This window comes from Pseudomonas sp. P1_F7 (assembly GCF_056405655.1).
The window spans coordinates 158428-181311 of the sequence record NZ_JBFUBR010000010.1 but is presented as its reverse complement, the minus strand read 5'-3'; the positions used below and the strand labels follow the sequence as shown (position 1 = coordinate 181311).

The following is a 22884-nucleotide window of genomic DNA, read 5'->3' as shown; positions in this document are numbered from 1 at the left end:
TCGCTCTGGTGCAGCCGATTCAAGGGCCGCGTGGCAATCTGGCTTTTATGCCCCTATTGAGGTGCGGCGAAGACCGTGCCGGGCGCAACAAGATGCCCGCTCAGGGTGCCCTGGCCGACGGTCTGTAGATGCCACGATACCGTGACGTGGTGTGAATGCCGCAGCCGACACTTTCGGACAACCGACAACCACCTGGTTTGTCCGTGACTGTGAGGATTGCTGAATGCCTGATGAGATGTTGCACCTGCCTGTGGTCAACAGTCTGCTGGAGCGCCATAAGGGCACCCCGGGTGCGCTGTTGCCCATTCTTCATGATATTCAGGAGCGCATCGGTTACATCCCCGATGTCGCCGTCCCCGAGATTGCCCATGCCCTCAACCTGAGCCAGGCCGAGGTTCGTGGGGTGATCAGTTTTTACCATGACTTCCGTACCGCGCCGCCTGCGCGGCATATCTTGCGTCTGTGCCGGGCCGAGTCGTGCCAGAGTCGTGGTGCTGAGCAGTTGGCCGCGCAGTTGCGCGAGCGTCTGCAACTGGACGATCACGGCAGCAGTGCCGATGGCAGCATCAGTTTGCGGCCGGTTTATTGCCTTGGTGCGTGTGCCTGTTCGCCAGCGCTGGAGCTGGATGGGCGGGTGCATGCGCGGCTCAGTGCCGAGCGTCTGGATGCTCTGCTCGACGCTTGCCGGGAGGACGCGTGATGCCGACTCTTTATCTGCCTTGTGATTCCCTTGCCCGTGCCGTGGGTGCCGATGAAGTGGCAGTGGCCCTGATCACTCAGGCCCGGGAACGCAATTTGCCGCTGGAGTTGCAGCGCACCAGTTCGCGTGGTCTGTATTGGCTGGAACCGTTGCTGGAGGTGGACAGCCCGCAAGGTCGTATCGGTTTCGGCCCGCTGACGGCGGCCGATGTACCGTCGGTGCTCGATGCACTGCAAGGCGAGCCATCCGCTCATCCGCTGGCCTTGGGCCTGGTGGAGGAGTTGCCTTATCTGAAGACTCAACAACGCCTGTTGTTCGCCCGCGCCGGCATTACCCAGCCGCTGTCGTTGGAGGATTACCGGGCCCACGGCGGCTTCGAGGGTTTGACCCAGGCCATCGCCATTGGCGGCGAGCAGACCGCGACGGCGGTGTTCGATTCCGGCCTGCGTGGCCGTGGCGGCGCGGCGTTCCCCGCCGGGATCAAGTGGCGCACGGTGCGCGGCACTCAGGCTGCGAAGAAATACATCGTATGCAACGCCGACGAAGGCGACTCCGGCACCTTTGCCGACCGCATGTTGATGGAAGGCGACCCCTTCTTGCTGATCGAAGGCATGGCGATTGCCGGCATTACCGTCGGCGCCACCTTCGGCTACATCTATGTGCGTTCGGAATATCCTGATGCCGTGGCCACGCTGCGTGCAGCGTTGAACATCGCCCGAGAAGCCGGTTACCTCGGCGCCAATGTCGCCGGCAGCGGCCAGGCCTTCGATATGGAAGTCCGTGTCGGGGCCGGGGCTTACATCTGTGGTGAAGAAACCGCGCTGCTGGACTCCCTTGAAGGCAAGCGTGGGATCGTCCGTGCCAAGCCGCCGATTCCGGCGTTGCAGGGGTTGTTCGGCCTGCCGACGCTGGTGCACAACGTACTGACTTTGGCCTCGGTGCCGCTGATTCTGGCCAAGGGCGCGCAGTTCTACCGCGATTACGGCATGGGCCGTTCCCTGGGCACCATGCCCTTCCAGCTGGCGGGCAATATTCGTCATGGCGGCTTGGTGGAACGGGCCTTTGGCCTGACCTTACGCGAACTGGTGGAAGACTACGGCGGTGGTACCGCCAGTGGTCGGCCGCTGAAAGCCGCACAGGTGGGCGGCCCGCTTGGCGCCTGGGTGCCGCCTTCGCAGTTCGACACGCCGCTGGATTACGAAGCCTTTATGGCCATCGGCGCGATGCTCGGTCACGGCGGTGTGGTGGTGGCTGACGACACCCTGGACATGGCCCGCATGGCGCGTTTCGCCATGCAGTTCTGCGCCGAGGAATCCTGTGGCAAATGCACCCCATGTCGCATCGGTTCGACCCGTGGCGTCGAGGTGATCGACCGTCTGCTGGCCGCGCCGGACCAGAACAGTCGCGATGAGCAGGTGATCATCCTCAAGGACCTGTGCGACACCCTGCAATACGGTTCGCTGTGCGCGTTGGGCGGCATGACGTCTTATCCCGTGGCCAGCGCCCTCAAGCACTTCCCCGCTGACTTCGGTCTGCAAGCCTCGGAGGCCGAACAATGATCACTCTCTTCGACCCGAAAACCGATATCGACCTTGGTACTCCGGCCCGCGACAGCCAGGTGCAAGTCACCCTGAACATCGATGGCCGCAGCATCAGCGTGCCCGAAGGCACCTCGGTGATGCGCGCCGCTGCGTTGCTGGGCACCACCATTCCCAAACTCTGTGCCACCGACAGCCTGGAAGCCTTCGGCTCCTGCCGCATGTGCCTGGTGGAGATCGACGGCATGCGCGGTTATCCGGCGTCCTGCACCACGCCGGTCAGCGAAGGCATGAGCGTGCACACTCAGACGCCTAAGCTCGCGACCCTGCGGCGCAACGTCATGGAGCTGTACATCTCCGATCACCCGCTGGACTGCCTGACCTGCTCGGCCAACGGCAACTGCGAGCTGCAAACCGTGGCCGGTCAGGTCGGCCTGCGGGAAGTGCGCTACGGCTATGAAGGCGAGAACCATCTGGAGGACGTGAAAGACACCTCCAACCCCTACTTCGATTACGACCCGAGCAAGTGCATCGTCTGCAATCGCTGCGTGCGCGCCTGTGAAGAAACCCAGGGCACCTTTGCCCTGACCATTACCGGGCGCGGTTTTGAATCCCGGGTGGCCGCCGCCGGTGGCGAGAACTTCCTCGATTCGGAATGTGTGTCCTGCGGCGCCTGTGTGCAAGCCTGCCCCACCGCGACCCTGATGGAAAAAAGCGTGGTCGAACTGGGTCAGCCCGAACGCAGCGTGATCACCACTTGCGCCTATTGCGGCGTGGGCTGCTCGTTCCGCGCCGAGATGAAAGGCGACCAACTGGTACGCATGGTTCCGGACAAGAACGGCCAGGCCAACCACGGCCACTCCTGCGTCAAGGGGCGCTTTGCCTGGGGCTATGCCACCCACCCGGATCGCATCACCAAACCGATGATCCGCAAAAACATCAGCGACCCGTGGCAGGAAGTCAGCTGGGATGAAGCGGTGACCTACGCCGCCAGTGAATTCCGCCGACTGCAGCAAAAATATGGTCGCGATTCCATTGGTGGCATCACCTCCAGCCGCTGCACCAACGAAGAAACCTACCTGGTGCAAAAACTGGTGCGTGCCGCCTTCGGCAACAACAACGTCGACACCTGTGCGCGGGTCTGCCACTCGCCCACCGGCTATGGCCTGAAGCAAACGTTGGGCGAGTCCGCCGGCACCCAGAGTTTCGACTCGGTGATGCAGGCCGACGTGATCCTGGTGATGGGCGCCAACCCCAGCGACGCCCACCCGGTGTTCGCCTCCCAACTCAAACGCCGCCTGCGTGAAGGCGCGCGGCTGATCGTCATCGACCCGCGTCGCATCGATCTGGTGGATACGGTGCATGCCCGCGCCGAGTATCACCTGGCCCTGCGCCCCGGTACCAACGTCGCCATGCTCAACGCACTGGCCCACGTCATCGTGACTGAAGGACTGCTCAAACAAGACTTTATCGACGCCCGTTGTGAGCCTGGCGATTTCGCCCAGTGGAGCGAGTTCGTCAGCCGTGCGGATAACTCGCCGGAAGTCCTTGGCCCTGTCTGCGGTGTACCCGCTGCCGACATCCGTGCCGCTGCGCGCCTGTATGCCACCGGTGGCAATGCGGCGATCTACTACGGTTTGGGCGTCACCGAACACAGTCAGGGCAGTACTTCGGTGATGGGCATCGCCAACCTGGCCATGGCCACCGGCAACATCGGCCGCGAAGGCGTGGGCGTGAACCCGCTGCGCGGGCAGAACAACGTCCAGGGCTCCTGCGACATGGGTTCCTTCCCCCATGAGCTGCCCGGCTACCGGCACGTCTCCAACGAGGTGGTACGAGCGCAGTTCGAACAGGCCTGGAACGTCACCCTGCAACCCGACCCGGGCCTGCGTATCCCCAACATGTTCGAGGCAGCCTTGGGCGGCAGCTTCAAGGGCCTGTATTGCCAGGGCGAAGACATCGCCCAGAGCGACCCCAATACCCAGCACGTCACCGCGGCTCTGTCGGCCATGGAATGCATAGTGGTGCAGGACATTTTCCTCAACGAAACCGCCAAGTTCGCCCACGTGTTCCTGCCCGGCTGCTCGTTCCTGGAAAAAGACGGCACCTTCACCAACGCTGAGCGACGCATCTCCCGGGTGCGCAAGGTCATGGACCCGCTGGGCGGCAAGGCCGACTGGGAAGGCACGGTGGCCCTGGCCAATGCCTTGGGCTACCCGATGAATTACCAACATCCGTCGCAAATCATGGATGAGATCGCCAGCCTGACGCCGACTTTCACCAACGTCAGCTACGCCGAACTGGACCGCCACGGCAGCCTGCAATGGCCGTGCAACGCCGAGGCACCGGACGGCACACCGACCATGCACATCGAAGAATTCGTGCGTGGCAAGGGGCGCTTCATGCTCACTGGCTACGTGCCCACCGAGGAAAAGGTCAACAGTCGCTATCCGCTGCTGCTGACCACCGGGCGCATCCTCAGCCAGTACAACGTCGGCGCCCAGACCCGGCGTACCGATAACGTCGCCTGGCATGACGAAGACCGCCTGGAAATCCACCCGAGCGACGCCGAGAGCCGTGGCATAAACGAAGGTGACTGGGTCGGCATCGGCAGCCGCGCCGGCCAGACCGTACTGCGTGCGCGGATCACCGAACGGGTCGCCCCGGGCGTGGTGTACACCACCTTCCACTTCCCGGAATCGGGGGCCAACGTCATCACTACCGACAACTCCGACTGGGCCACCAACTGTCCGGAGTACAAGGTCACCGCCGTGGAAGTCAGCCGCGTTTATCACCCTTCGGAGTGGCAGAAGCGCTTCCAGGAGTTCAGCGAGGAACAGCAACGTTTGCTCGATGAACGTCGTCAGGGCCGGGGCGCGAAAGCGGAGGTACGTCGATGAGCACGGACAACCTGATCAAGATGGCCAACCAGATCGCCCAGTACTTTGCCAGCCAGCCGGACCAGCAACAGGCGGTGCTCAGCGTGCGCAATCATATGCAGATGTACTGGGCGCCGAGCATGCGCAAGGAATTGCTGGCCTGGCAGACGGAGCACCAGGGGGCGGATTTGCACCCGCTGGTGCAGGCGGCGGTGACTGGGGCGGGTTGGGAGGCTTAGCCTGCTGGCTGCAAAAAACTGTGGGAGCGAGCTTGCTCGCGATGAGGGCTTAACATTCAGCATTTTTGCTGGCTGATACACCGCCATCGCGAGCAAGCTCGCTCCCACAGGGTTCGTGTCGTATACGAGTGTTGTAATCGACGCATAAACCTGTGGGAGCGGGCTTGCCCGCGATGGGGCCGGCACATTCAACATCAAGCTGACTGAGCTGACGCCATCGCGAGCAAGCTCGCTCCTACAGTGTTATTCCTCCCCCTTCCTCGTCGCCGTCACGGTCACTTCAATTGCCCGGACACTGATCGCCGCGAATGTCGCCGTCATCAATACGCCGTTGAAACCCAGCAGGATCGCCAGCACTCGCGAGACACCCAGTTTGGGCACCAGTTCTCCATAGCCGATGGTCAGGCCCGTCACGAAGGCGAAGTAGACACCGTCATCAGGGCTCCAGCCTTCCAGTTGGGCGATGATGAGGCCGATAGCAATGATCACTAAAAGCAGTATCGAGAAAATCGGCCACACCACTTTGAAATAGAACCAGACGGCTTTGTAGAACTCTTTGCGGACGTTTGATGCACGAGCGAGGTTCATGGCATGGGCTTCCTGGGGCTTGACTGACCGGCAGTTGAATGCGCGGCGGTTCAATACCCCGTTCAGCTTGGCACAAGCGCTGAAAACTGCGACCGACGGGGCGTTATCTCTGGCGAGGACTATGACAAAGATGACGCCCCGCAAACTATCCAGAAACCGCCTGGCACCGATGGATTTATGTAGGAGCGAGCTTGCTCGCGATGGTCGTTAACGATAACGCTGAAAACCTGATAGCCCACGGCGCTCTCGAGTCCATCGCGAGCAAGCTCGCTCCTACAATTAAGTTGCGACCATCGGGGACGGTGACAGGTTTATCCCTCAGTTCGTTTCAGTTTCCCGGATCAGCTTCTTGTTGATCTTGCCGACGCTGGTCTTGGGGATTTCGGTCACGAACTTGAACTGCTTGGGGATCGCCCATTTGTTGATGCGCCCGCCATCGACGAAGGCTTGCAGATGAACCTCCAGAATCTTGCGGTCGAGGTATTGCCCTGGCTCGCAGACGACCATGGCCATCGGGCGTTCGCCCCACTGTTCATCGACGATGCCCACGACGGCGACGGACATCACGCCCGGGTGTTCGCTGATCAGGCTTTCCAGCTCCAGAGAGCTGATCCACTCGCCGCCGGTCTTGATCACGTCCTTGATGCGGTCCTTGATTTCCACGCCGCCCAATGGGTCGATCGAGGCCATGTCGCCGGTGTGCAGCCAGCCGTTGTGCCACAGCTCCGCGCCTTTGTCCGGGGCTTTCAGATAGCCCTGGGTCAGCCACGGCGCGCGCACCACGATCTCGCCCAGGGACTCTCCATCATGGGCCACGTCATTGCCCTCGGCGTCGATGATCTTCAGGTCGACCATCGGTACCGGCGTGCCGGTCTTGATGCGCGTCGGCAGTTGGGCCTCGGCGGACAGTTGGCGGTCTTCATCGCGCAGGTAGGTCAGGCACAGCAACGGGCAGGTCTCGGACATGCCGTAGCCGGCGTGCACCACCATGCCTTTGGCGTTGGCTTCGCTGGCCACGCCCAGGGTCAGCGCGCTGCCGCCCAGGAGCATTTTCCAGCCGTCGAAACGGGTCGCCTTGCCTTCTTCGCAGTTGAGGATCATCTGCAAAATGGTCGGCACACAGTGGGAGAAGGTCACCTTCTCTTCGCGGTACAGCTTGACCAGGCTGTTGGGCTCGTAGCGGCCGGGATAGACCTGCTTGATGCCCATCAGGGTCGCGACATACGGCACGCCCCAGGCGTGCACATGGAACATCGGCGTGATCGGCATGTACACATCGTCGGAACGCAGCAGCGGTTGGCCCTGATAGACGCCCAGGGTGCCGACGGCATTCAGGGTGTGCAGCACCAGTTGCCGGTGGCTGAAGTACACGCCTTTCGGGTCGCCGGTGGTGCCGGTGGTGTAGAACAGCGTGGCGACCGAGTTCTCGTCGAAATCGGGGAAGTCGTACTGGTCCGGGGCCAGGGACAGCAGGTGTTCGTATTCGCCCAGCACCGGCAGCGAGGTGGTGGTCGCCTCGTCATCGGTGAGCTGCAGGTAGCCTTTAACGGTTTCCAGACGACCGTGGATCTGCTCGACCAGGGGCAGGAAATCATCATGCACCAGCACCAGGTCATCCTCGGCGTGGTTCATGGTGAACAGCACCTGCTCCGGCGACAGGCGAATGTTCACGGTGTGCAGCACCGCGCCGATCATCGGCACGGCGAAGAAGCATTCCAGGTAACGGTGGCTGTCCCAATCGAGCAGGGCCACGGTGTCACCGGCCTTGACCCCGGCCGCCGTCAGCGCATTGGCCAGGCGGCGAATACGCTTGTTGAGGGTCTGGTAGCTGTAGCGCAGCTTGTCGGCGTAGACGATTTCCCGGCCCGGCTGGTAGCGCACGCCGGACAGCAGCAGTTGCTTGATCAGCAAGGGATAGGCATAAGCGCCGTCGGCGGGAGGAATTATTTTTGTCGCCATCATGTTTAAGGTTCCTTGTCCTTTCGATCAGAACTGATCGGCTTGCAGCTCGTAGAGGCAGTCGCTGCCGGCCTTGGCCGATGCGCTCAACGAGTGGATACGCGGCAGCAACCGGGCGAAGTAGAAACGCGCGGTGGCCAGTTTGCTGGTGTAGAAATCGTCTTCGGCATCGCCGCTCATCACGGCCTTGGCCATGCGTGCCCACATGTAGGCGTACGCGGTGTAGCCGAACACGTGCAGGTACTCGACCGAGGCCGCGCCGATTTCGTTCGGGTTGTTTTGTGCCCGGTCCAGCAGCCATGCGGTCAGCTCGTCGAGAGTGTCCACCGCGGCATTCAGCGGCTTGGTGAACTCGTCGAGGTTGGCACTGGCGTTAGCGGTGAAGTTGCGGATTTCCGAAGCGAACAAACGGTAGAGCGCCCCGCCGCTGCCGACGATCTTGCGTCCGGCCAGGTCCAGCGACTGGATGCCATTGGTGCCTTCGTAGATCTGGGTGATGCGCACATCGCGCACCAGTTGCTCCTGGCCCCACTCACGGATGTAGCCGTGGCCGCCGAAGACCTGCTGGCCGTGGATGGTGGTTTCCAGGCCCATGTCGGTGAGGAAGGCCTTGGCCACCGGGGTCAGCAGCGATACCAGATCCTGCGCGCGCTGGCGTGTCGGTGCGTCTTCGCTGTACTTGGCGATGTCCAGTTGCAGGGCCACGTAGCTGGAGAACGCACGGCCGCCTTCGTTCAAGGCTTTCATGGTCAGCAGCATGCGGCGCACGTCCGGGTGCACGATGATCGGGTCGGCCGCTTTGTCCTTGTGCTGCGCGCCGGTCGGTGCGCGGCTTTGCAGGCGGTCACGGGCGTAGGCGACGGCGTTCTGGTACGAACGCTCGCCTTGGGCCAGGCCCTGGATGCCCACGCCCAGACGCTCGTAGTTCATCATGGTGAACATGGCCGCCAGGCCTTTGTTCGGTGCGTCGACGATCCAGCCGGTGGCGCCGTCGAAGTTCATCACGCAAGTGGCGGAGGCCTTGATGCCCATCTTGTGTTCGATGGAGCCGCAGGACAGCGCGTTGTTTTCACCCAGCGATCCGTCGGCGTTGACCAGCACTTTCGGCACCAGGAACAGCGAGATGCCTTTCGGCCCGGCCGGTGCATCCGGCAGACGCGCCAGCACCAGATGGATGATGTTTTCGGTGAGGTCGTGCTCGCCACCGGTGATGAAAATCTTGCTGCCGCTGACCTTGTAACTGCCATCGGCCTGGGGTTCGGCCTTGGTGCGGATCAGGCCCAGGTCGGTACCGGAATGGGCTTCGGTCAGGCACATCGAACCGGTCCAGATGCCGGCGTACATGTTCGGCAAATAGGTGGCTTTCAGTTCTTCGCTGGCGTGGGCCTTGATCGACAGGCAGGCGCCGGCGGTCAGCATCGGGTACAGGCCGAACGACAGGCTGGCCGAGTTGACCATCTCTTCGACCTGGGCCGAAATGGCCTTGGGCATGCCCATGCCGCCGTACTGCGGATCACCGCCGACACCCACCCAACCGCCTTCGGCGAAGGCTTGATAGGCCTGGGCAAAACCGTCCGGGGCGGTGACCGCGCCGTCGTTCCAGGTGCAGCCCTGTTCGTCGCTGACGCGGTTCAGTGGCGCGATCACTTCGCCGCTGATCTTGCCGGCCTCTTCGAGGATGGCGGCGGCGGTCTCTTCATCGATCACGTCGGCCAGGCCGGGCAATTGCGTCCAGAGCCGGGACACCTGGAAAACCTCGTTGAGTACGAAGCGCATGTCGCGCAGGGGAGCTTTGTAATCAGACATCTTGGCTTACTCGGAAGTGGTCACGGCATGCGGCATGCCGGGACGTTCAGTGGATTCAGCGTTTTCGGTTGCCGCGACAGAACCGGGCTGAGGGGCCCGTTCGCGCAGCAGGAACCAGGACAGGGCCGGAATCAGGATCAGCGCGCCGAGCATGTTCCACAGGAACATGAAGGTCAGCAGGATGCCCATGTCGGCCTGGAACTTGATCGGCGACCAGACCCAGCACACCACGCCCGCAGCGAGGGTGATGCCAACCAGCCCGACCACTCTGCCTGTGAAGGACACGGCGTTGCGATAGGCCTCGGACAGCGGCAGGCCCTGGCGCTGGAAGTGCAGTTGCACGCTGAGCAGGTACAAGGCGTAGTCCACGCCGATGCCCACGCCGAGGGCGATCACCGGCAAGGTCGCGACCTTCACGCCGATGCCCATGGCCACCATCAAGGCTTCGCAGAGGATCGAAGTCAGCACCAGCGGCAACAGCGCCACCAGCGTGGCGCGCCAGCTGCGGAAGGTGATCAGGCAGAACAGCGTCACCGCCGCATACACATACAGCAGCATGGTGCGGTTGGCTTCGCGGACCACGATGTTGGTTGCGGCTTCAATACCGGCAGTACCGGCGGCGAGCAGGAACTGGCGATCTTCGGTGCTGTTTTCCTTGGCGAACTTGTCGGCAATCGCCACCACCGCGTCCAGGGTTTCGGCCTTGTGATCCTTGAGGAAAGTAATCACCGGCATCAGCGAACAGTCGGTGTTGAACAGCTCCGGGGAGTTGACCGAGGCTTGCTGAGCGGCGTAGTTGAGCACGTCCTGGTTGCGCTGGATGCTGTTGAGCTTGGGGTTGCCTTCATAAGTACCGGCAGTGATCTGGCGTACCGCGTTGACCAAGGATGCGGTCGCCTGCACGCCCGGATACTGTTGCAGCTCCCAGGCCAGGCGGTCGGCGAGGACCAGGGTCTTGTAGTTCAGGCAGCCTTCCGGCGCGGTCTTGATCATCACCGCGAACAGGTCGCTGGACAGCGCGTAATGCTGGGTGATGTAGGCGTTGTCGCGGTTGTAGCGCGAGTCGGCGCGCAACTCCGGCGCCCCGCTGTCGAGGTCGCCGATCTTCAGGTTCAGGCTGACCATGTAACCGCCGATGCCCATCAACACCGCGACCACCACCGCGCCGGTGGCCCACTTACGCGTGGTGAAGCGATCGAGCGCGTCCCACAGTTTGCCGAAGCCTTTGTGTTTCTCTGCGCGGTTGTCGATTTTCAGCGCACGCTCGGCGGCTTTCGCGCCGACACCGACATAGGACAGCGCCACCGGCATCAGCAACAGCGAGGTGAAGATCAGCACCGCGACACCAATACTGGCGGTGATCGCCAGATCCTGGATCACCGGGATGTCGATCAGCATCAGCACCGCAAAGCCCACGGCGTCGGCCAGCAGCGCGGTGACGCCGGCGATGAACAGACGGCGGAAGGTGTAGCGCGCAGCGATCAGCTTGTGGGTGCCACGGGCGATGTCCTGCATGATGCCGTTCATCTTCTGCGCGGCGTGGGACACGCCGATGGCGAAGATCAAGAACGGCACCAGCACCGAGTACGGATCGATAGCGTAGCCGAGCCAGGCGACGATACCCAGTTGCCAGACCACCGCGATCAGCGAGCAGCCGACCACCAGCAGGGTGCTGCGCACGCAACGGGTGTAGCCGTAGATGATGATCAGCGAAGTGACCACGGCCAGGCCGAAGAACATCATCACCTGGATCAGGCCGTCGATCAGGTCGCCCATCAGTTTGGCGAAGCCGATCACCCGCACCTTGTAATGACCGGTGCCTTCGACTCCGGATTTACGCGCAGCGCTGTCGCCGGCGTATTCGATCTTGTCGCGCAACTGCTCTTCGAGCATCTGCGAGAACGCGTGGTAGTTGATGCGTTGACCACCGGCGGCGGCTTTGTCCATCAGCGGCACGATCAGCATGGTCGACTTGAAGTCGCTGGCCACCAGGCTGCCCACCAGACCGGCGCGGGAGATGTTCTGGCGCAACTGTTCAATGTCGGAGGGCGAGCCCTGATAACTGTCGGGCATCACCGGGCCACCCTGGAAACCGTCCTCGGTGACTTCGGTCCAGCGCACCGCCGGGCTCCACAGCGACTTCATCCACGCGCGGTCAACGCCTTCGGTGAGGAACAGTTGGTCGTTGACCTGCTTGAGTACGTCGAGGTATTGCGGATCGAAAATATCGCCCTGGGTGTTCTCGACCACGACGCGCACCGAGTTGCCCAGGCCGCGCAGCGACTGGCGGTTTTCCAGGAAGTTCTGGATGTACGGCTGGCTCTGCGGAATCATTTTTTCGAAGCTTGGGCGCAACTCCAGGCGAGTCACGGCCATGAAGCCCAGCACCACGGTGGCGAGCGCCATCAGCAGCATGAACAGCGGGCGGAAGTTGAACACCAGCCGTTCGAGCAGGTTGCCGGAGCGCTGGTCGAAATCACGCAGATCGCGGATCACCGGCATGGCGTCTTGTTTGATATTGCCCATGTCTGGGTTCTCGCTCTCAGGGTTCTAGGGCTGGATCGGCGGACAGCGTCCGGGCACCACGGCTGCCGGCCAGCACCAAGGCGCCATCGGCGGACTGGGTGGCGCCGGCGACCGGGGTCGGTGCCGGTTGCCGCACCAGATGCAACTGCGCGCCCGTCCCTTGGCTGACCAGCATCTGCCCGCCCTGGGTGAACAAGCGATAGTTGCCATGGGCATCGATCAGGCCGGCGGTGATGCTGACGTGCAGGCCGGTGTCCAGCGCAGTCCAGCTCTGGCCGCCATCGGTGCTGCGCAGCACATTGCCGCGCAAGCCGTAGACCAGCACTTCGCCGGGCTTGCCGAGCACGCCGAAAAAGCTGCCTTGATAAGGCGTCGGCACGGAGGCGAAGCGTTGGGCGCGGTCATCCCACTTGAGCAACAGGCCTTGCTCGCCAGCGATGTACAGACTGTCGCCGGTAGAGGCGATGGCGTTGAGGTGGAAACCCTGGGGGTTGTCGGTGCGGTCCTGGAATGGTGTCCAGGTCAGACCACCATCGTCGGTGCGCAGGATCAGGTTGAATACCCCGACCACATAGCCGGTTTTGTCGTTGGCGAACCAGACGTCGAGCAGCGGTTTGTCCGCGCCCTGATCGACTAGCTTCTGGCCCTCGGTGACCAGCAGCGGCCATTGCTCATTGCCCGGTTCGGCGCTGGCCAGCGCCGTGTAATGCTTGACCAGCAAGGCGCCGATCTGACGACCGTCGAGCTGCTTTTGCCAGGTCGCGCCGGCGTCGCTGCTGTGCAGCACCACGCCGTCATTACCCACCGCCCAGCCTTGGGTGGCGGTCGGAAAATTCACCGCAGTGAGGTCGGCACTGGCCGGCACGGCGGCCTGTTGCCAATGCTTGCCGGCATCATCGGAAAACAGAATATGGCCACGCTGGCCGACGGTAATCACGCGCCCACCGGCGCGGGTCATGCCGGACAACGGGCTGTTGATGGCCAAGGCACTGACGCTGGCGGGCAGGTCCAGCACATCGACGTAATCGGCCGCATGGGTGATGCCCTGCGACAGGCAAAGCACAACGCCAAACGCGAGCTGCAACATATTATTTTTATACGAACACATACTGCGTCCTCTTCGGAAAACCGCGTCGGGGCACACATCCGTGTGCCAGACGTTCAAACCGGGCGCACGCTCGGTCCCGCTACCTTGTGAGCAGCGGACCGTTCGGGGGCTTTTCTGCGGTTGGCTTAGCGAATACCGGCGCCGGCCAGGGATTCCGACGACCACTGGGCCTTGGAGAGCGGCTCGATGTACTTGATGCCGCCGTACGGGCCGACAACGCCGTTGATGTTGTAGGAACCACCGACCAGGTCGTAGATCATGAAGGGCGTGGAGTCCGGTACCTGCTTGTCATAGCTCTGGCTCAGGAAGGCGAAGGAACCGCGATAGAGCTGACCACGGGCGTCATATTGATCCGAGGCCAGAGCGGTCCAGCTGTCTTCGTCGAGGTAGAAGCGACGCTTGGCGTAGATGTGACGGGCACCGGCCTTGAGGTTGCCTTCGACGACCCACACGCGGTGTTTTTCCCAGCGTACAAAGTCGGGTGCCAGGTGATTGGCGGTGGTCAGCGATTTAGGATCCTGCACGTAGGTCAGCTTGTAGGTGTTGTAAGGCACGATCATTTCTTGCTTGCCGACCAGTTTCCAGTCGTAGCGATCCAGCGCACCGTTGAACACGAACACGTCATCGTAGGTGCCCGCGCCGGCGGTACCCGGGTTAGGCGTGTCGTAGGCCAGGCTCGGCGCCAGTTTCACTCGACGCTGCCCCGGCAAGTACTGCCAGGCGCGACGCGGTTGCTGCAACGGGTTGGCGGCGTCCTTGAGCATGATCGCCTCACCGGCGCGGCGCGCAGGGCCGGTGTACGCCAGCTTCATCTGGTAGTACACGTCGGCGCTGCTGATCGGCTGCGAGAGGTTTTCATAGATCGGGTAGGAGATGTTCGCTTGCCCGGTGGTCGCCAGGCTTGGCACACCGGCGGAGTCGACGTTCCACGAGTCGTACTTGGAGCTGATGCTGACGCCTTGGTAGCGCAACAGGAAGTTCCACATCGCTTCGTTGCCCGACTGCGGAATCGGGAATGGAATGCCCGGCAGCACGTTGTCGATGGCCAGGCCACCTTCCAGGGACTTGGCGCCGCTGGCGTTCTTCACGCCGTTATCCAGAATCGCTTGAGGCAGCGACACGGTGCGGTGCGTCGGGAACACGTCGACACGGAACGTCGGGAAACGTTTGGCCAGTTCTACCGTGGTCGCCGTGAGCAGGCCCTTGTATTGATCGACGTTCTTGCCGTCGATCACCAGTACCGGCTTTTCACTGGCAAACGGATCCGGGCGCATGCTGTCGCCGGCTTTGAAGCTGGCCGGCGCAGTGGTCAAGCCACCGTTGTAGGCAGGAATGGAACCATCAGCGTTCCCGGCTTTTTCAGCCCCTACCTGTGTCAGGCTGGTGCCGAGCTTGGCAGCTTCCTGAGGTGAAACAGCAGCCTGTGCCTGAGCGGCGAAGACCATGGCCAGCGAAGCGGCCAACACGGTTTTTACAAATTTCATCTTGTTATTCTCCTGCTTGCATTGAGCAAATCAGTGGTGAATCAGAATGTTGTTTTCATCGTCAGGTACACGGCGCCACGGTCCTCAGTCGTGGCACCACCTCCGGAGAAGGACGAGTAGCCGCCGGCGAAGCAGGCGTAGTTTTCGTTGCCGCTAAAGGCGTTCGGGGTTGAGCCGTCACCGCCGGTTGGGCCGGTACTCACACCGCTGGTGTTGCACTTGTCGGTTTGGCCAAAGGAGTCCACGTATTTCAGGTCGACAAAGTATTTGTTGTACACAACGGCACCGACGCCCACGGCATAGTTGCCGGTGTCCTTGGCACCGCCGCCGGAGACCGGCGACACGCCGGCGAGACCGACGTTGACCGACATCGGCGCGTTGAGGTCGACACCGGGAAACACCTGGTACCAGGTCGGAGTGAAGTTGACCGCGATACCCCAGTTGTCACGGGTCGGCGCGTCGATGCCGCGATAGCTGCCCTTGCCCTTGTAGAGCGCTTCGTTCTTGCTATCGAGCTTGAGCAGGTTGCTGTAGTACAGCTCGGCAAGCACAGTGGCCTGATCGAACACCGGCGTTTTCGGCAGGGTCATCAGACCGTTGAGCGTCCAGTGCAAGGTGTCGCCGGTGGCGCTCATGCTGTCGCCGCGGCTCGGGGTGTCGTAGACCACGCCGGTGGCGTCCGTACGTGCCGGCAGCAGACCAAGCCCTTGACCCAGGCCCAGCGGGCTGCGGGTACTGACGATCGCCGGGATACTGGCCAGCGGCATGTTGTGACGGATGTTCAGGTCCGAACCCACGCTCACTCCACCCACGTCCTTGGACAAGCTCAGGCCAAGGATCTTGATGTTGTCGGCATAGGCCAGTTGATAGGTGGCGGTGTCCAGCGAATTGAGGGTGTTGATCACCGCAGGCACTTGCCCCGCCGGACGGGTGCCGTTCGGGTTGGCCGAGGTAATGCCCCTGGCGTCCAGAAAGGCTTGCGGCAGGATTTCCGAGGTTTCGCGGTAGTAAACGCCGAGGGTGCCATCCAGCCAGGCCGGTGACCACTTGGCCATGACGCCCCAGTCGCCGCTGCTGCCCGGTGTCAGGTCATGTCCGCGACGCACGTTGGTCAACGCGTTGCACGGCGCCAGGCCACAACCCAGCGGACTGCCAGGCACCACGGCGTTGGTGTTGCCGAGCAGGAACGATTGCGCACCATAGCCGATCAGATCGGAACCACCGTAGTAGGTACCGGCTTCCGGCAGACGCGCGGCGTCCCAATCGAGGAAGTACTGGGCACCCACGGTCAGCTCGGGATTGACGGTAAACGACATCGACAACTGGTTACGCGGAACGAACAGCTCCTTGGCTTCAGTGCCCGGCGACGCGGCCAGCTTGGCCAGGTCGAGGCCGGACTGGCCGTAGCTGACCGAGTGCACCGGGTTGAGAATGGTCTCGCCCCAGAACACGTTGTGCTGACCGGCCTTGACGCTGAACATCGACTCCTCGCCCACTTCGGTGCTGTAGAACACGAAGGCATCGAGGATTTCGCCCGAAGGACCGCTGTAGTAGCGCTGGGCATAGTTGCTCAGGTGCGGGCTGCCGTTGCCGACGTTGTCATGGGTGACCCCGGCCAGGCGCGGGTCGTTGGCGATCAGGCCCGAACGCGCATCGTTGCCGTTGACGAACGGGTTGGAATTGGAGCCGGTGTTGTCGTAGGCCTTGTCGTACCAGCTGGCGGCGCTGACGCGAAAGCCCATGGCGTTCTTGTAGACCACATCCATTTCGGTCAACAGGTCGATACGATTGGTGATGTTGGTGCCGGCCTTGCGGAAGTTGTAGTCGCCGTCGTTGTTGTTCGGCGTTGCCAACATGCGTTTGTCGGCGCTTTCGGTGCGCACGCCGTAGTTGTACTTCACGGTGTTATCCAGACGCGCGGTCCAGTCCGGGTTACCCAGATCGATCTCGACCCCATGAGCCGCCGGCGCGATGACGGCCAGAATGGCCGAGGCCAGCAAGGTGTAGCGCGCTACGGTGAAGCCGTGACTCTTATTGTTGTGCATTGCGTTGTCTCCGCCTTTTTGTATTTGTTTTAAGCGCAGCCGCCCTCGCGCAAACATCAATGGGTTTGCGTTTAAGGAATGAGGGCAAATGCCGGTTGGCGTACTGCCAGTCCAGCTCCTTGTACTAGCGGTCCAGCTCCAGGATGAGTGCTTCGGCTTGCTGCCAGTGGCCAAATCCTGCGGCCGGATTGAGATGGCCGACATCGCCCAGATTGAGCAATTCGGCACCCCAGCCTTCTGCCATGCGGGTGACCGCAGGAAGACTGGCAAGGTGATCGTTGGTGCTGCCGGCCACGATACTGCGAAATGGCAGCGGGCCTTGGGGCAGAGGATTCCAGCCCTGGCTACGCAGGGTTTCAGAAGAAGGATAGTTTGCCGGCCAGACCGCATCGAGGTCCGGTGGCGCAGCCAGCAAAGCGCCCTTGATCGGACGGCTGTAATGCGCAGCCCAGTGCGCGACCATCAGCACGCCGGCGCTGTGGGCCACCAGAATCACGGGGCCGTCGATTTGTTCGAGTTCGTGTTGAATCGCCCGCACACGGGCCATGCAGTCGAGCTTGTCGGTCTCCAGCGGCGGGACACTGCGCACGTTGCTCAGCCTGGCTGCAAGCAATGTTTGCCAATGTTCGGCCACGTGCTCGCGCAGACCCGGAACGATCAGAATGGTGGCGGCAGTTTGCAGTTTATCCACGGTCAACACCTTCGCTTTCTCGATAACTCGACTGGCTGTTTTCGCCAGGGGCTTTTTGTAGAGTCGACATTAAAGAGCGCCCACCCGAAGCGCTTTACATTGGACGTCATGCACTTTTCTTTTGATGACAAATTGTCGGACACTTTCACACCGCGACCACTGGTCGAAAAATCCCGCAGGTTGGCGCAAGGTCACTGTAATCAACGGATGAGGGACGATTGCTTCAACCAACGCAGAGATTCGTGACCGGACAGCATGAAAACCATCAACGACATGACAACTGTTCAACTGTTGATACGCTGGATATAGTCGCCACGCTCACGCCAATCGCCATCGGCCCAGGGAAGACTTTGCATGACCAAGCTTGTTCGCGCCGCCGTCTTGACCAACTACCTGGAGGTCACCCAGTACCTGGGTTTCAACCCGCGCGACGTGCTGGCCGCTGTCGGCTTGAGCAGGGCCCAACTGCAAGCCCCTGAACACCGTATCCAGATCGATGCCGCCGTCCGCTTGCTGGAAGATTCGGCCACCGCCAGCGGTTGCCAGACTTTCGGCCTGAGCATGGCCGAGTCGCGCCAGCTCTCGGACTTCGGCGTGGTCAGCCTGCTGCTCAGCCACCAGCGCACCCTGCGCGATGCCTTGCAGGTCGTGGTGGATTACCGACACCTGATGAATGACTCGCTGGCGATCTTCATCGAAGAGGCCGGCAAGATGGTGATCATTCGCGAAGAGGTGGTCACCGAAACACCGATGCCCAGCCGCCAGGCCACGGAGCTGGCCATCGGCGTGATGTTCCGGTTGTGCTCGGCCCTGCTCGGCTCGCACTGGCACCCCTACAGCGTCAACTTCATGCACCAGCCACCGGACAACCTGCACCTGCATCGCCGGCTGTTCGGCTGCAACCTGGAGTTCGGCAGCGAGTTCAACGGCATCGTCTGCCCTGACGTCAGCCTCGACATGACCAACCCCAACGCCGACCCGGCCATGGCCCGCTACGCCCAGAGCTACCTCGACTCGCTGCAGAACCACGAAGGCGCGTCGATGCTGTTTGAGGTACGCAAGGCCATCTACCTGCTGCTGCCCATGGGGCGCGCCACCATCGAACAGGTCGCCCAGAGCCAGGGCATGAACGTGCGCACCCTGCAACGCCGCCTCAAGGACGACGGCTGCGCCTTCAACGACGTGATCAACGACGTGCGCCGCGACCTGGTGCTGCGTTACCTGGACAACCCGAACTACTCCCTCAGCCGCATTGCCGACATGCTCGGCTACTCGATGGCGAGTTCGTTTACCCGCTGGTTCATCAGCCAGTTCGGCATGCCGCCGGCTAGTTGGCGGGCACAAAAACAAACCACTGCCAAACCCCTCACGGGTCCTAAAGAACTCTGAATCGACAGTGCAAAAAAAACGGCGACTGCTGGTACAGTCGCCGCGAAAGACCGGTGTTTGTAGCACCGGTCTGGAGCCCCACGGCATGAGGAGTCAACGCCGTGCGGCCCTGCCATAAAACGAACGAGTGGTGACGCGCTCAGAGCCCCCAGCGCAGCAACAACAGCACCAGCACGACCAGGAACACCGTCTCCCCGACCATCAGCAGAATCGGCTTGATCCCGACCGCCGCCAGCTCCTTGAGCCRGGTCTTCATWCCCAGAATGCGCGAAGTTGGAACACTATCCCTGTGGGAGCGAGCTTGCTCGCGATGGCGGTGTGTCAGCCGCCATGAGTGTTGAATGTGAAACCGCWATCGCGAGCAAGCTCGCTCCCACAGGTTTTGTATCAACCTGCCGTTTAGAGCCCCCAGCGCAGCAACAGCAGCACCAGCACGACGAGGAACACCGTCTCCCCGACCATCAGCAGAATCGGCTTGATCCCGACCGCCGCCAGCTCCTTGAGCCRGGTCTTCATTCCCAGAATGCGCGAAGTTGGAACACTATCCCACAGGTTTTGTATCAACCTGCCGTTTAGAGCCCCCAGCGCAGCAACAACAGCACCAGCACGACCAGGAACACCGTCTCCCCGACCATCAGCAGAATCGGCTTGATCCCGACCGCCGCCAGCTCCTTGAGCCGGGTCTTCATGCCCAGGGCACTGATGGAAATCACCAGGCACCAGCGCGACAGTTCGTTGACCGATCCTTGCACCGCAGGCGCTATCCATCCGGTGCTGTTGATGCAGGCCAGAATCAGAAAGCCGACGGCGAACCACGGCAACAGCGGCGGCCGTTTGCCGGTCGGGTCGGCGCCTTGCATGCGGGTGATCATCGCCGCAGTGACGATCACTGGCAGCAGCATCGCAACGCGCATCAGCTTGACCACCGTGGCCGTGTCGCCGGTCTCGGTCGACATGCTGTAGCCGGCACCGACCACTTGGGCCACGTCGTGGATCGTGGCGCCGAGGAATACGCCTGCCACCTGCGGCGACAACTCCAGCCAGTTGGCGATCATCGGATAGACAATCATCGCCAGCGTCGACAGCGCCGACACGCCAATGACCGTGAACAGTGTCGCCCGCTCTTTCTGTGGATGGTTCGGCAGCGCCGCTGCCAGTGCCAGGGCCGCCGAGGCGCCGCAGATGGCCGTCGCGCCGCCGGTGAGCATGCCGAACAGGCGCTGGAAACCCAGGGCCTTGGCGGCGATCACAGACACGCTGATGGTCACCACCACCAGGATCACCACCAGGGCTATCGGCTTCCAGCCCAGCGCCGCCATTTGCTCCAGGGTGATGCGCATGCCCAGCAGCGCCACGCCAATACGCAGCACCGTGCGGGCGGTGAACTCGATGCCGGCCTTGCACGGGCCGTCATCGGCGAGAAAATTCAGGGCCATGCCCAGCAGCAAGGCAAACAGCATGACCGGCGCACCGTAGTGCTCGGACAAGAACGACGCGGCGGCTGCCACGATCAGACTGACGATAAATCCCGGTGCCAGTTCGCGCGTGCGACTGTGGATACGGGTGAGAGCAATGGCGCTCATGGCGCGGCCTCCTCGGATGCGATGACGATAAACGCCTGGCCGTCGATGTTCTCGACCGGGTAGTTGGTGACTTTGACCTGGGTGGAATTGAGCATGTAGCCACTGCGCAAATCGAAGCGCAGGCCATGGGCGCAGCATTGAATAACCCGCCCTTCAAGACGTCCGCCACACAACGAGGCGCCTTGGTGCGGGCAGCTGTCGTCGATGGCAAACAGCTGCCCGTCGACGTTGAACAACGCCAGGCTTTTGTCTTCGAATTCGAACAGCGCCCGGCCACCGGCCTGCGGGTGTTTGCCGGCCGGCACGGGAATGCGCCGCGTCATGCTGGCTGCCGCTCGCGATCACTTTCTTTCAGTGCCTGGCTCATCGCCCCGAGCAATGCCTCGGCAGGTTGCGCGCCCACGACCGTCATGCGGCGGTCGAACTGAAAGCTCGGCACGCCACTGCTCGCCCCGGGCAAGCCTTCAAACGGTGTGGCGTCCCCCGTCAGGCAATCGACCATGGCCTCTGCATCAAAGCCGCAGGAGCGGGCAATGGCGAGCAAGGTCTCACGGCAGCCGAGGTCTTCACCCTTCTGGAAGTAGGCGGCGAACAGGCGCTCGAGCAAGACGTCACGCTGGACAGCATTGCCCAGCGTGCTGGCACGCTCGAGCAAACGATGGGCGTCGGCGGTGTTGGGCATCGTCGCGATGCGGCTCAATTCGATGGCCAGCCCGACGGCCGAAGCCGCCTGCTGGACCTGGGCCTGGCGCATGGCCACAGCATCGGCATTGCCCAGGCGCTTGCGGTAGAAATCGGCGAAGGGTTCACCTTGTACCGGTATCTGAGGCAGCAACTGCACCCCGTGCCACGCCGTGGTGATCTGCACATCCGGGTGGCGACTGCGAAACTGCACCTGCGCATGCTCCAGTTGGCGTTTGCCGATCAGGCACCAGGGGCAGATAAAATCGAAAAACACATCAATACGTAAACGACGACTCACAACTTCACCTCTATCCCGGCTGCACTGAAGGGCTCAGGCACGCTCTGACCCTCAAGCCGGGCGATATCTCTGTGGTAATGACACTTGGCATAGAAGAACACCGCTGCCGCCGCGAGGCTGACCAGTGGCACTAATTGGAAAGCGGCATGCAGGCCGATGAGGTCGGACACACGGCCAGTCAGGAACGGCCCGGGTGCCAGCCCCAGCAGGTTATTGGCCAGGGTCAGCGTGGCGAACGCCGTACCGTGGACGGAGTAATGGGTCAGGTTGGCAACCATCGCACCGGCGGGGCCGGTAGTGCCGGTGGCAATCGCCATGCCCAGACAGATCAGCGCCAGTTGCACAGGCCCTGCCGACAATGCGAACGCTGCCGACAGTAACAGGCAACTGCCCAGGCAAAAACCAATGGCCAGGCTGACCTTGCGCTCCGGCGAGTTCCGACACAGCCGATCGCTGAGCATGCCGCACAGAATCATCCCCGCGCCGCTGCACAACACGATGATCGCCGCCATGCCACCGGCCTTGTCGGTGGGCATGTCGTAGTAGCGGTTGAGGTAGCTGGGAATCCACACCATCACCGTACCGCCGACAAACAACTGCAAGCCGCTGGCGACGTAGGTCGCTACCACCGAACGGCTGGACCACAGCGTGCGCAGCGGACGCTTGACCGCGGCAGCCGTCTTGTTCGCAATCTGCGCGGCACGTTGTGGCGCAATGCGCGCTTCCTTGACGATGAGCGGATAGAGCACCGCCAGAAACAGGCCAAACAGCGACATGCCGGCAAACGACCAGCGCCAGCCCAGCTTGGCGGCAATCGCACCGCCCAAAGCCATGCCCAACACCGAACCGAACATGCCGCCAGCCATGAAGGCACTGGCCAGGGTGGCGCGCATGTGTTTGGGGAACACCGAAATCACGACCGCTATGCCCACGCTGCCGTAGGCGGCTTCGCCGACGCCGACCATGAATCGCGCAATGAACATCTGCTGGTAGTCCTGAGCCAACGCGCAACCCAGGGTCGCCACGCTCCACAGGAAAGCCATCAGTGCCAGGCTCTTGACCCGGCCGAAACGGTCGGCCATCAACGACAGGGGAAACGTCAGCAGGCCGACCATCAGGGCAACGATGCCACTGAGCAGACCCAGCTGTCCGTCGCTCAACGCCCACTCAGTCTTGAGCAGCGGGAATACCGCGTTCAGCACCTGACGCGACATGTAATCGGAAATCAACAGGCCGAACGTCAAGGCAAAGACGATCCAGGCATATTGGCGCGCAACGCCGACTCCGCTGGAGTCGTCATCGTCAGCGGCTATTGGGTGAAAGGCCATGCAGCCTCCTCAAGAGCTTCGTTTTATTTTTGTTATCAA

Annotated in this window: 17 protein-coding genes and 2 pseudogenes; 5 read left to right on the top strand and 14 right to left on the bottom strand. The window is 62.2% G+C overall.

What is annotated here, in order from left to right:
- The first annotated feature begins 223 nt into the window (after nucleotides 1-223).
- The 4 genes from AC1D1M_RS16265 to AC1D1M_RS16250 are packed head-to-tail and all read left to right on the top strand — an operon-like array spanning nucleotide 224 to nucleotide 5356.
- On the top strand, nucleotides 224-700 hold the full coding sequence (locus tag AC1D1M_RS16265; protein ID WP_046040265.1) for a formate dehydrogenase subunit gamma: 477 nt from the start codon (nucleotides 224-226) through the stop codon (nucleotides 698-700).
- The gene (locus tag AC1D1M_RS16260; protein ID WP_477776434.1) at nucleotides 700-2259 is read left to right on the top strand and encodes a formate dehydrogenase beta subunit; all 1560 of its coding nucleotides are present in this window, start codon (nucleotides 700-702) and stop codon (nucleotides 2257-2259) included. The genes AC1D1M_RS16265 and AC1D1M_RS16260 overlap by 1 nt, the downstream gene beginning before the upstream one ends.
- Nucleotides 2256-5138, top strand: a complete 2883-nt coding sequence (gene fdhF / locus AC1D1M_RS16255; protein WP_477776433.1) for a formate dehydrogenase subunit alpha — start codon at nucleotides 2256-2258, stop codon at nucleotides 5136-5138. The genes AC1D1M_RS16260 and fdhF overlap by 4 nt, the downstream gene beginning before the upstream one ends.
- Complete coding sequence (locus AC1D1M_RS16250) at nucleotides 5135-5356, top strand: formate dehydrogenase subunit delta (protein ID WP_046040259.1); 222 nt, start codon at nucleotides 5135-5137, stop codon at nucleotides 5354-5356. The genes fdhF and AC1D1M_RS16250 overlap by 4 nt, the downstream gene beginning before the upstream one ends.
- 243 nt (nucleotides 5357-5599) lie before the next feature.
- On the opposite strand, the gene AC1D1M_RS16245 is transcribed toward AC1D1M_RS16250, so the two are convergent.
- The 8 genes from AC1D1M_RS16245 to AC1D1M_RS16210 all read right to left on the bottom strand — a co-directional run bounded on the left by AC1D1M_RS16245 (nucleotide 5600) and on the right by AC1D1M_RS16210 (nucleotide 17563).
- Complete coding sequence (locus tag AC1D1M_RS16245) at nucleotides 5600-5944, bottom strand: potassium channel family protein (RefSeq protein WP_477776432.1); 345 nt, start codon at nucleotides 5942-5944, stop codon at nucleotides 5600-5602.
- Between the two features lie 318 nt (nucleotides 5945-6262).
- Nucleotides 6263-7906, bottom strand: coding sequence for a fatty acid--CoA ligase (locus AC1D1M_RS16240; protein ID WP_477776431.1), 1644 nt, complete (start codon nucleotides 7904-7906; stop codon nucleotides 6263-6265).
- 24 nt (nucleotides 7907-7930) lie between these two features.
- Nucleotides 7931-9709 (bottom strand): acyl-CoA dehydrogenase C-terminal domain-containing protein, encoded by a 1779-nt coding sequence (locus AC1D1M_RS16235; protein ID WP_477776430.1) that lies wholly within the window; start codon nucleotides 9707-9709, stop codon nucleotides 7931-7933.
- Nucleotides 9710-9715: 6 nt separating this feature from the next.
- On the bottom strand, nucleotides 9716-12235 hold the full coding sequence (locus AC1D1M_RS16230; protein ID WP_477776429.1) for an efflux RND transporter permease subunit: 2520 nt from the start codon (nucleotides 12233-12235) through the stop codon (nucleotides 9716-9718).
- A gap of 16 nt (nucleotides 12236-12251) precedes the next feature.
- Nucleotides 12252-13343, bottom strand: a complete 1092-nt coding sequence (locus AC1D1M_RS16225) for a WD40/YVTN/BNR-like repeat-containing protein (protein ID WP_477776428.1) — start codon at nucleotides 13341-13343, stop codon at nucleotides 12252-12254.
- 125 nt (nucleotides 13344-13468) lie between these two features.
- A complete protein-coding gene (locus tag AC1D1M_RS16220; protein ID WP_477776427.1) occupies nucleotides 13469-14827 on the bottom strand; it encodes a DUF1329 domain-containing protein in 1359 nt (452 codons plus the stop codon).
- Nucleotides 14828-14868: 41 nt separating this feature from the next.
- Nucleotides 14869-16872: a DUF1302 domain-containing protein gene (locus AC1D1M_RS16215; RefSeq protein ID WP_477776426.1), complete on the bottom strand. Its 2004-nt coding sequence runs from the start codon at nucleotides 16870-16872 to the stop codon at nucleotides 14869-14871.
- A gap of 124 nt (nucleotides 16873-16996) precedes the next feature.
- Nucleotides 16997-17563, bottom strand: coding sequence for an RBBP9/YdeN family alpha/beta hydrolase (locus tag AC1D1M_RS16210; RefSeq protein WP_477776425.1), 567 nt, complete (start codon nucleotides 17561-17563; stop codon nucleotides 16997-16999).
- A gap of 354 nt (nucleotides 17564-17917) precedes the next feature.
- On the opposite strand from AC1D1M_RS16210, the gene AC1D1M_RS16205 reads away from it, so the two are divergent.
- A complete protein-coding gene (locus AC1D1M_RS16205) occupies nucleotides 17918-18952 on the top strand; it encodes an AraC family transcriptional regulator (protein WP_477776424.1) in 1035 nt (344 codons plus the stop codon).
- Between the two features lie 139 nt (nucleotides 18953-19091).
- Here the strand turns inward: AC1D1M_RS16205 and AC1D1M_RS16200 are convergent.
- The 6 genes and pseudogenes from AC1D1M_RS16200 to AC1D1M_RS16175 form a co-directional block, all read right to left on the bottom strand.
- Nucleotides 19092-19214: pseudogene (locus tag AC1D1M_RS16200) on the bottom strand (putative sulfate exporter family transporter); the annotation flags it as partial.
- Between the two features lie 137 nt (nucleotides 19215-19351).
- A pseudogene (locus AC1D1M_RS16195) lies at nucleotides 19352-19477 on the bottom strand (putative sulfate exporter family transporter); the annotation flags it as partial.
- A 47-nt stretch (nucleotides 19478-19524) separates the two neighbouring features.
- Nucleotides 19525-20535, bottom strand: a complete 1011-nt coding sequence (locus AC1D1M_RS16190; RefSeq protein WP_115948042.1) for a putative sulfate exporter family transporter — start codon at nucleotides 20533-20535, stop codon at nucleotides 19525-19527.
- A complete protein-coding gene (locus AC1D1M_RS16185) occupies nucleotides 20532-20858 on the bottom strand; it encodes a Rieske (2Fe-2S) protein (RefSeq protein WP_477776423.1) in 327 nt (108 codons plus the stop codon). Before AC1D1M_RS16185 ends, AC1D1M_RS16190 begins: the two co-directional genes overlap by 4 nt.
- Nucleotides 20855-21517 (bottom strand): DsbA family oxidoreductase, encoded by a 663-nt coding sequence (locus tag AC1D1M_RS16180; protein ID WP_477776422.1) that lies wholly within the window; start codon nucleotides 21515-21517, stop codon nucleotides 20855-20857. The genes AC1D1M_RS16185 and AC1D1M_RS16180 overlap by 4 nt, the downstream gene beginning before the upstream one ends.
- Nucleotides 21514-22845 (bottom strand): MFS transporter, encoded by a 1332-nt coding sequence (locus AC1D1M_RS16175; RefSeq protein ID WP_477776421.1) that lies wholly within the window; start codon nucleotides 22843-22845, stop codon nucleotides 21514-21516. The genes AC1D1M_RS16180 and AC1D1M_RS16175 overlap by 4 nt, the downstream gene beginning before the upstream one ends.
- Between the last annotated feature and the right edge of the window lie 39 nt (nucleotides 22846-22884).

Bases quoted from the DNA above. Each gene is read 5' to 3' on its own strand.
- AC1D1M_RS16265 (WP_046040265.1), top strand. From the start codon at position 224: ATGCCTGATGAGATGTTGCACCTGCCTGTGGTCAACAGTCTGCTGGAG.
- AC1D1M_RS16260 (WP_477776434.1), top strand. From the start codon at position 700: ATGCCGACTCTTTATCTGCCTTGTGATTCCCTTGCCCGTGCCGTGGGT.
- fdhF (WP_477776433.1), top strand. From the start codon at position 2,256: ATGATCACTCTCTTCGACCCGAAAACCGATATCGACCTTGGTACTCCG.
- AC1D1M_RS16250 (WP_046040259.1), top strand. From the start codon at position 5,135: ATGAGCACGGACAACCTGATCAAGATGGCCAACCAGATCGCCCAGTAC.
- AC1D1M_RS16245 (WP_477776432.1), bottom strand. From the start codon at position 5,944: ATGAACCTCGCTCGTGCATCAAACGTCCGCAAAGAGTTCTACAAAGCC.
- AC1D1M_RS16240 (WP_477776431.1), bottom strand. From the start codon at position 7,906: ATGATGGCGACAAAAATAATTCCTCCCGCCGACGGCGCTTATGCCTAT.
- AC1D1M_RS16235 (WP_477776430.1), bottom strand. From the start codon at position 9,709: ATGTCTGATTACAAAGCTCCCCTGCGCGACATGCGCTTCGTACTCAAC.
- AC1D1M_RS16230 (WP_477776429.1), bottom strand. From the start codon at position 12,235: ATGGGCAATATCAAACAAGACGCCATGCCGGTGATCCGCGATCTGCGT.
- AC1D1M_RS16225 (WP_477776428.1), bottom strand. From the start codon at position 13,343: ATGTGTTCGTATAAAAATAATATGTTGCAGCTCGCGTTTGGCGTTGTG.
- AC1D1M_RS16220 (WP_477776427.1), bottom strand. From the start codon at position 14,827: ATGAAATTTGTAAAAACCGTGTTGGCCGCTTCGCTGGCCATGGTCTTC.
- AC1D1M_RS16215 (WP_477776426.1), bottom strand. From the start codon at position 16,872: ATGCACAACAATAAGAGTCACGGCTTCACCGTAGCGCGCTACACCTTG.
- AC1D1M_RS16205 (WP_477776424.1), top strand. From the start codon at position 17,918: ATGACCAAGCTTGTTCGCGCCGCCGTCTTGACCAACTACCTGGAGGTC.
- AC1D1M_RS16190 (WP_115948042.1), bottom strand. From the start codon at position 20,535: ATGAGCGCCATTGCTCTCACCCGTATCCACAGTCGCACGCGCGAACTG.
- AC1D1M_RS16185 (WP_477776423.1), bottom strand. From the start codon at position 20,858: ATGACGCGGCGCATTCCCGTGCCGGCCGGCAAACACCCGCAGGCCGGT.
- AC1D1M_RS16175 (WP_477776421.1), bottom strand. From the start codon at position 22,845: ATGGCCTTTCACCCAATAGCCGCTGACGATGACGACTCCAGCGGAGTC.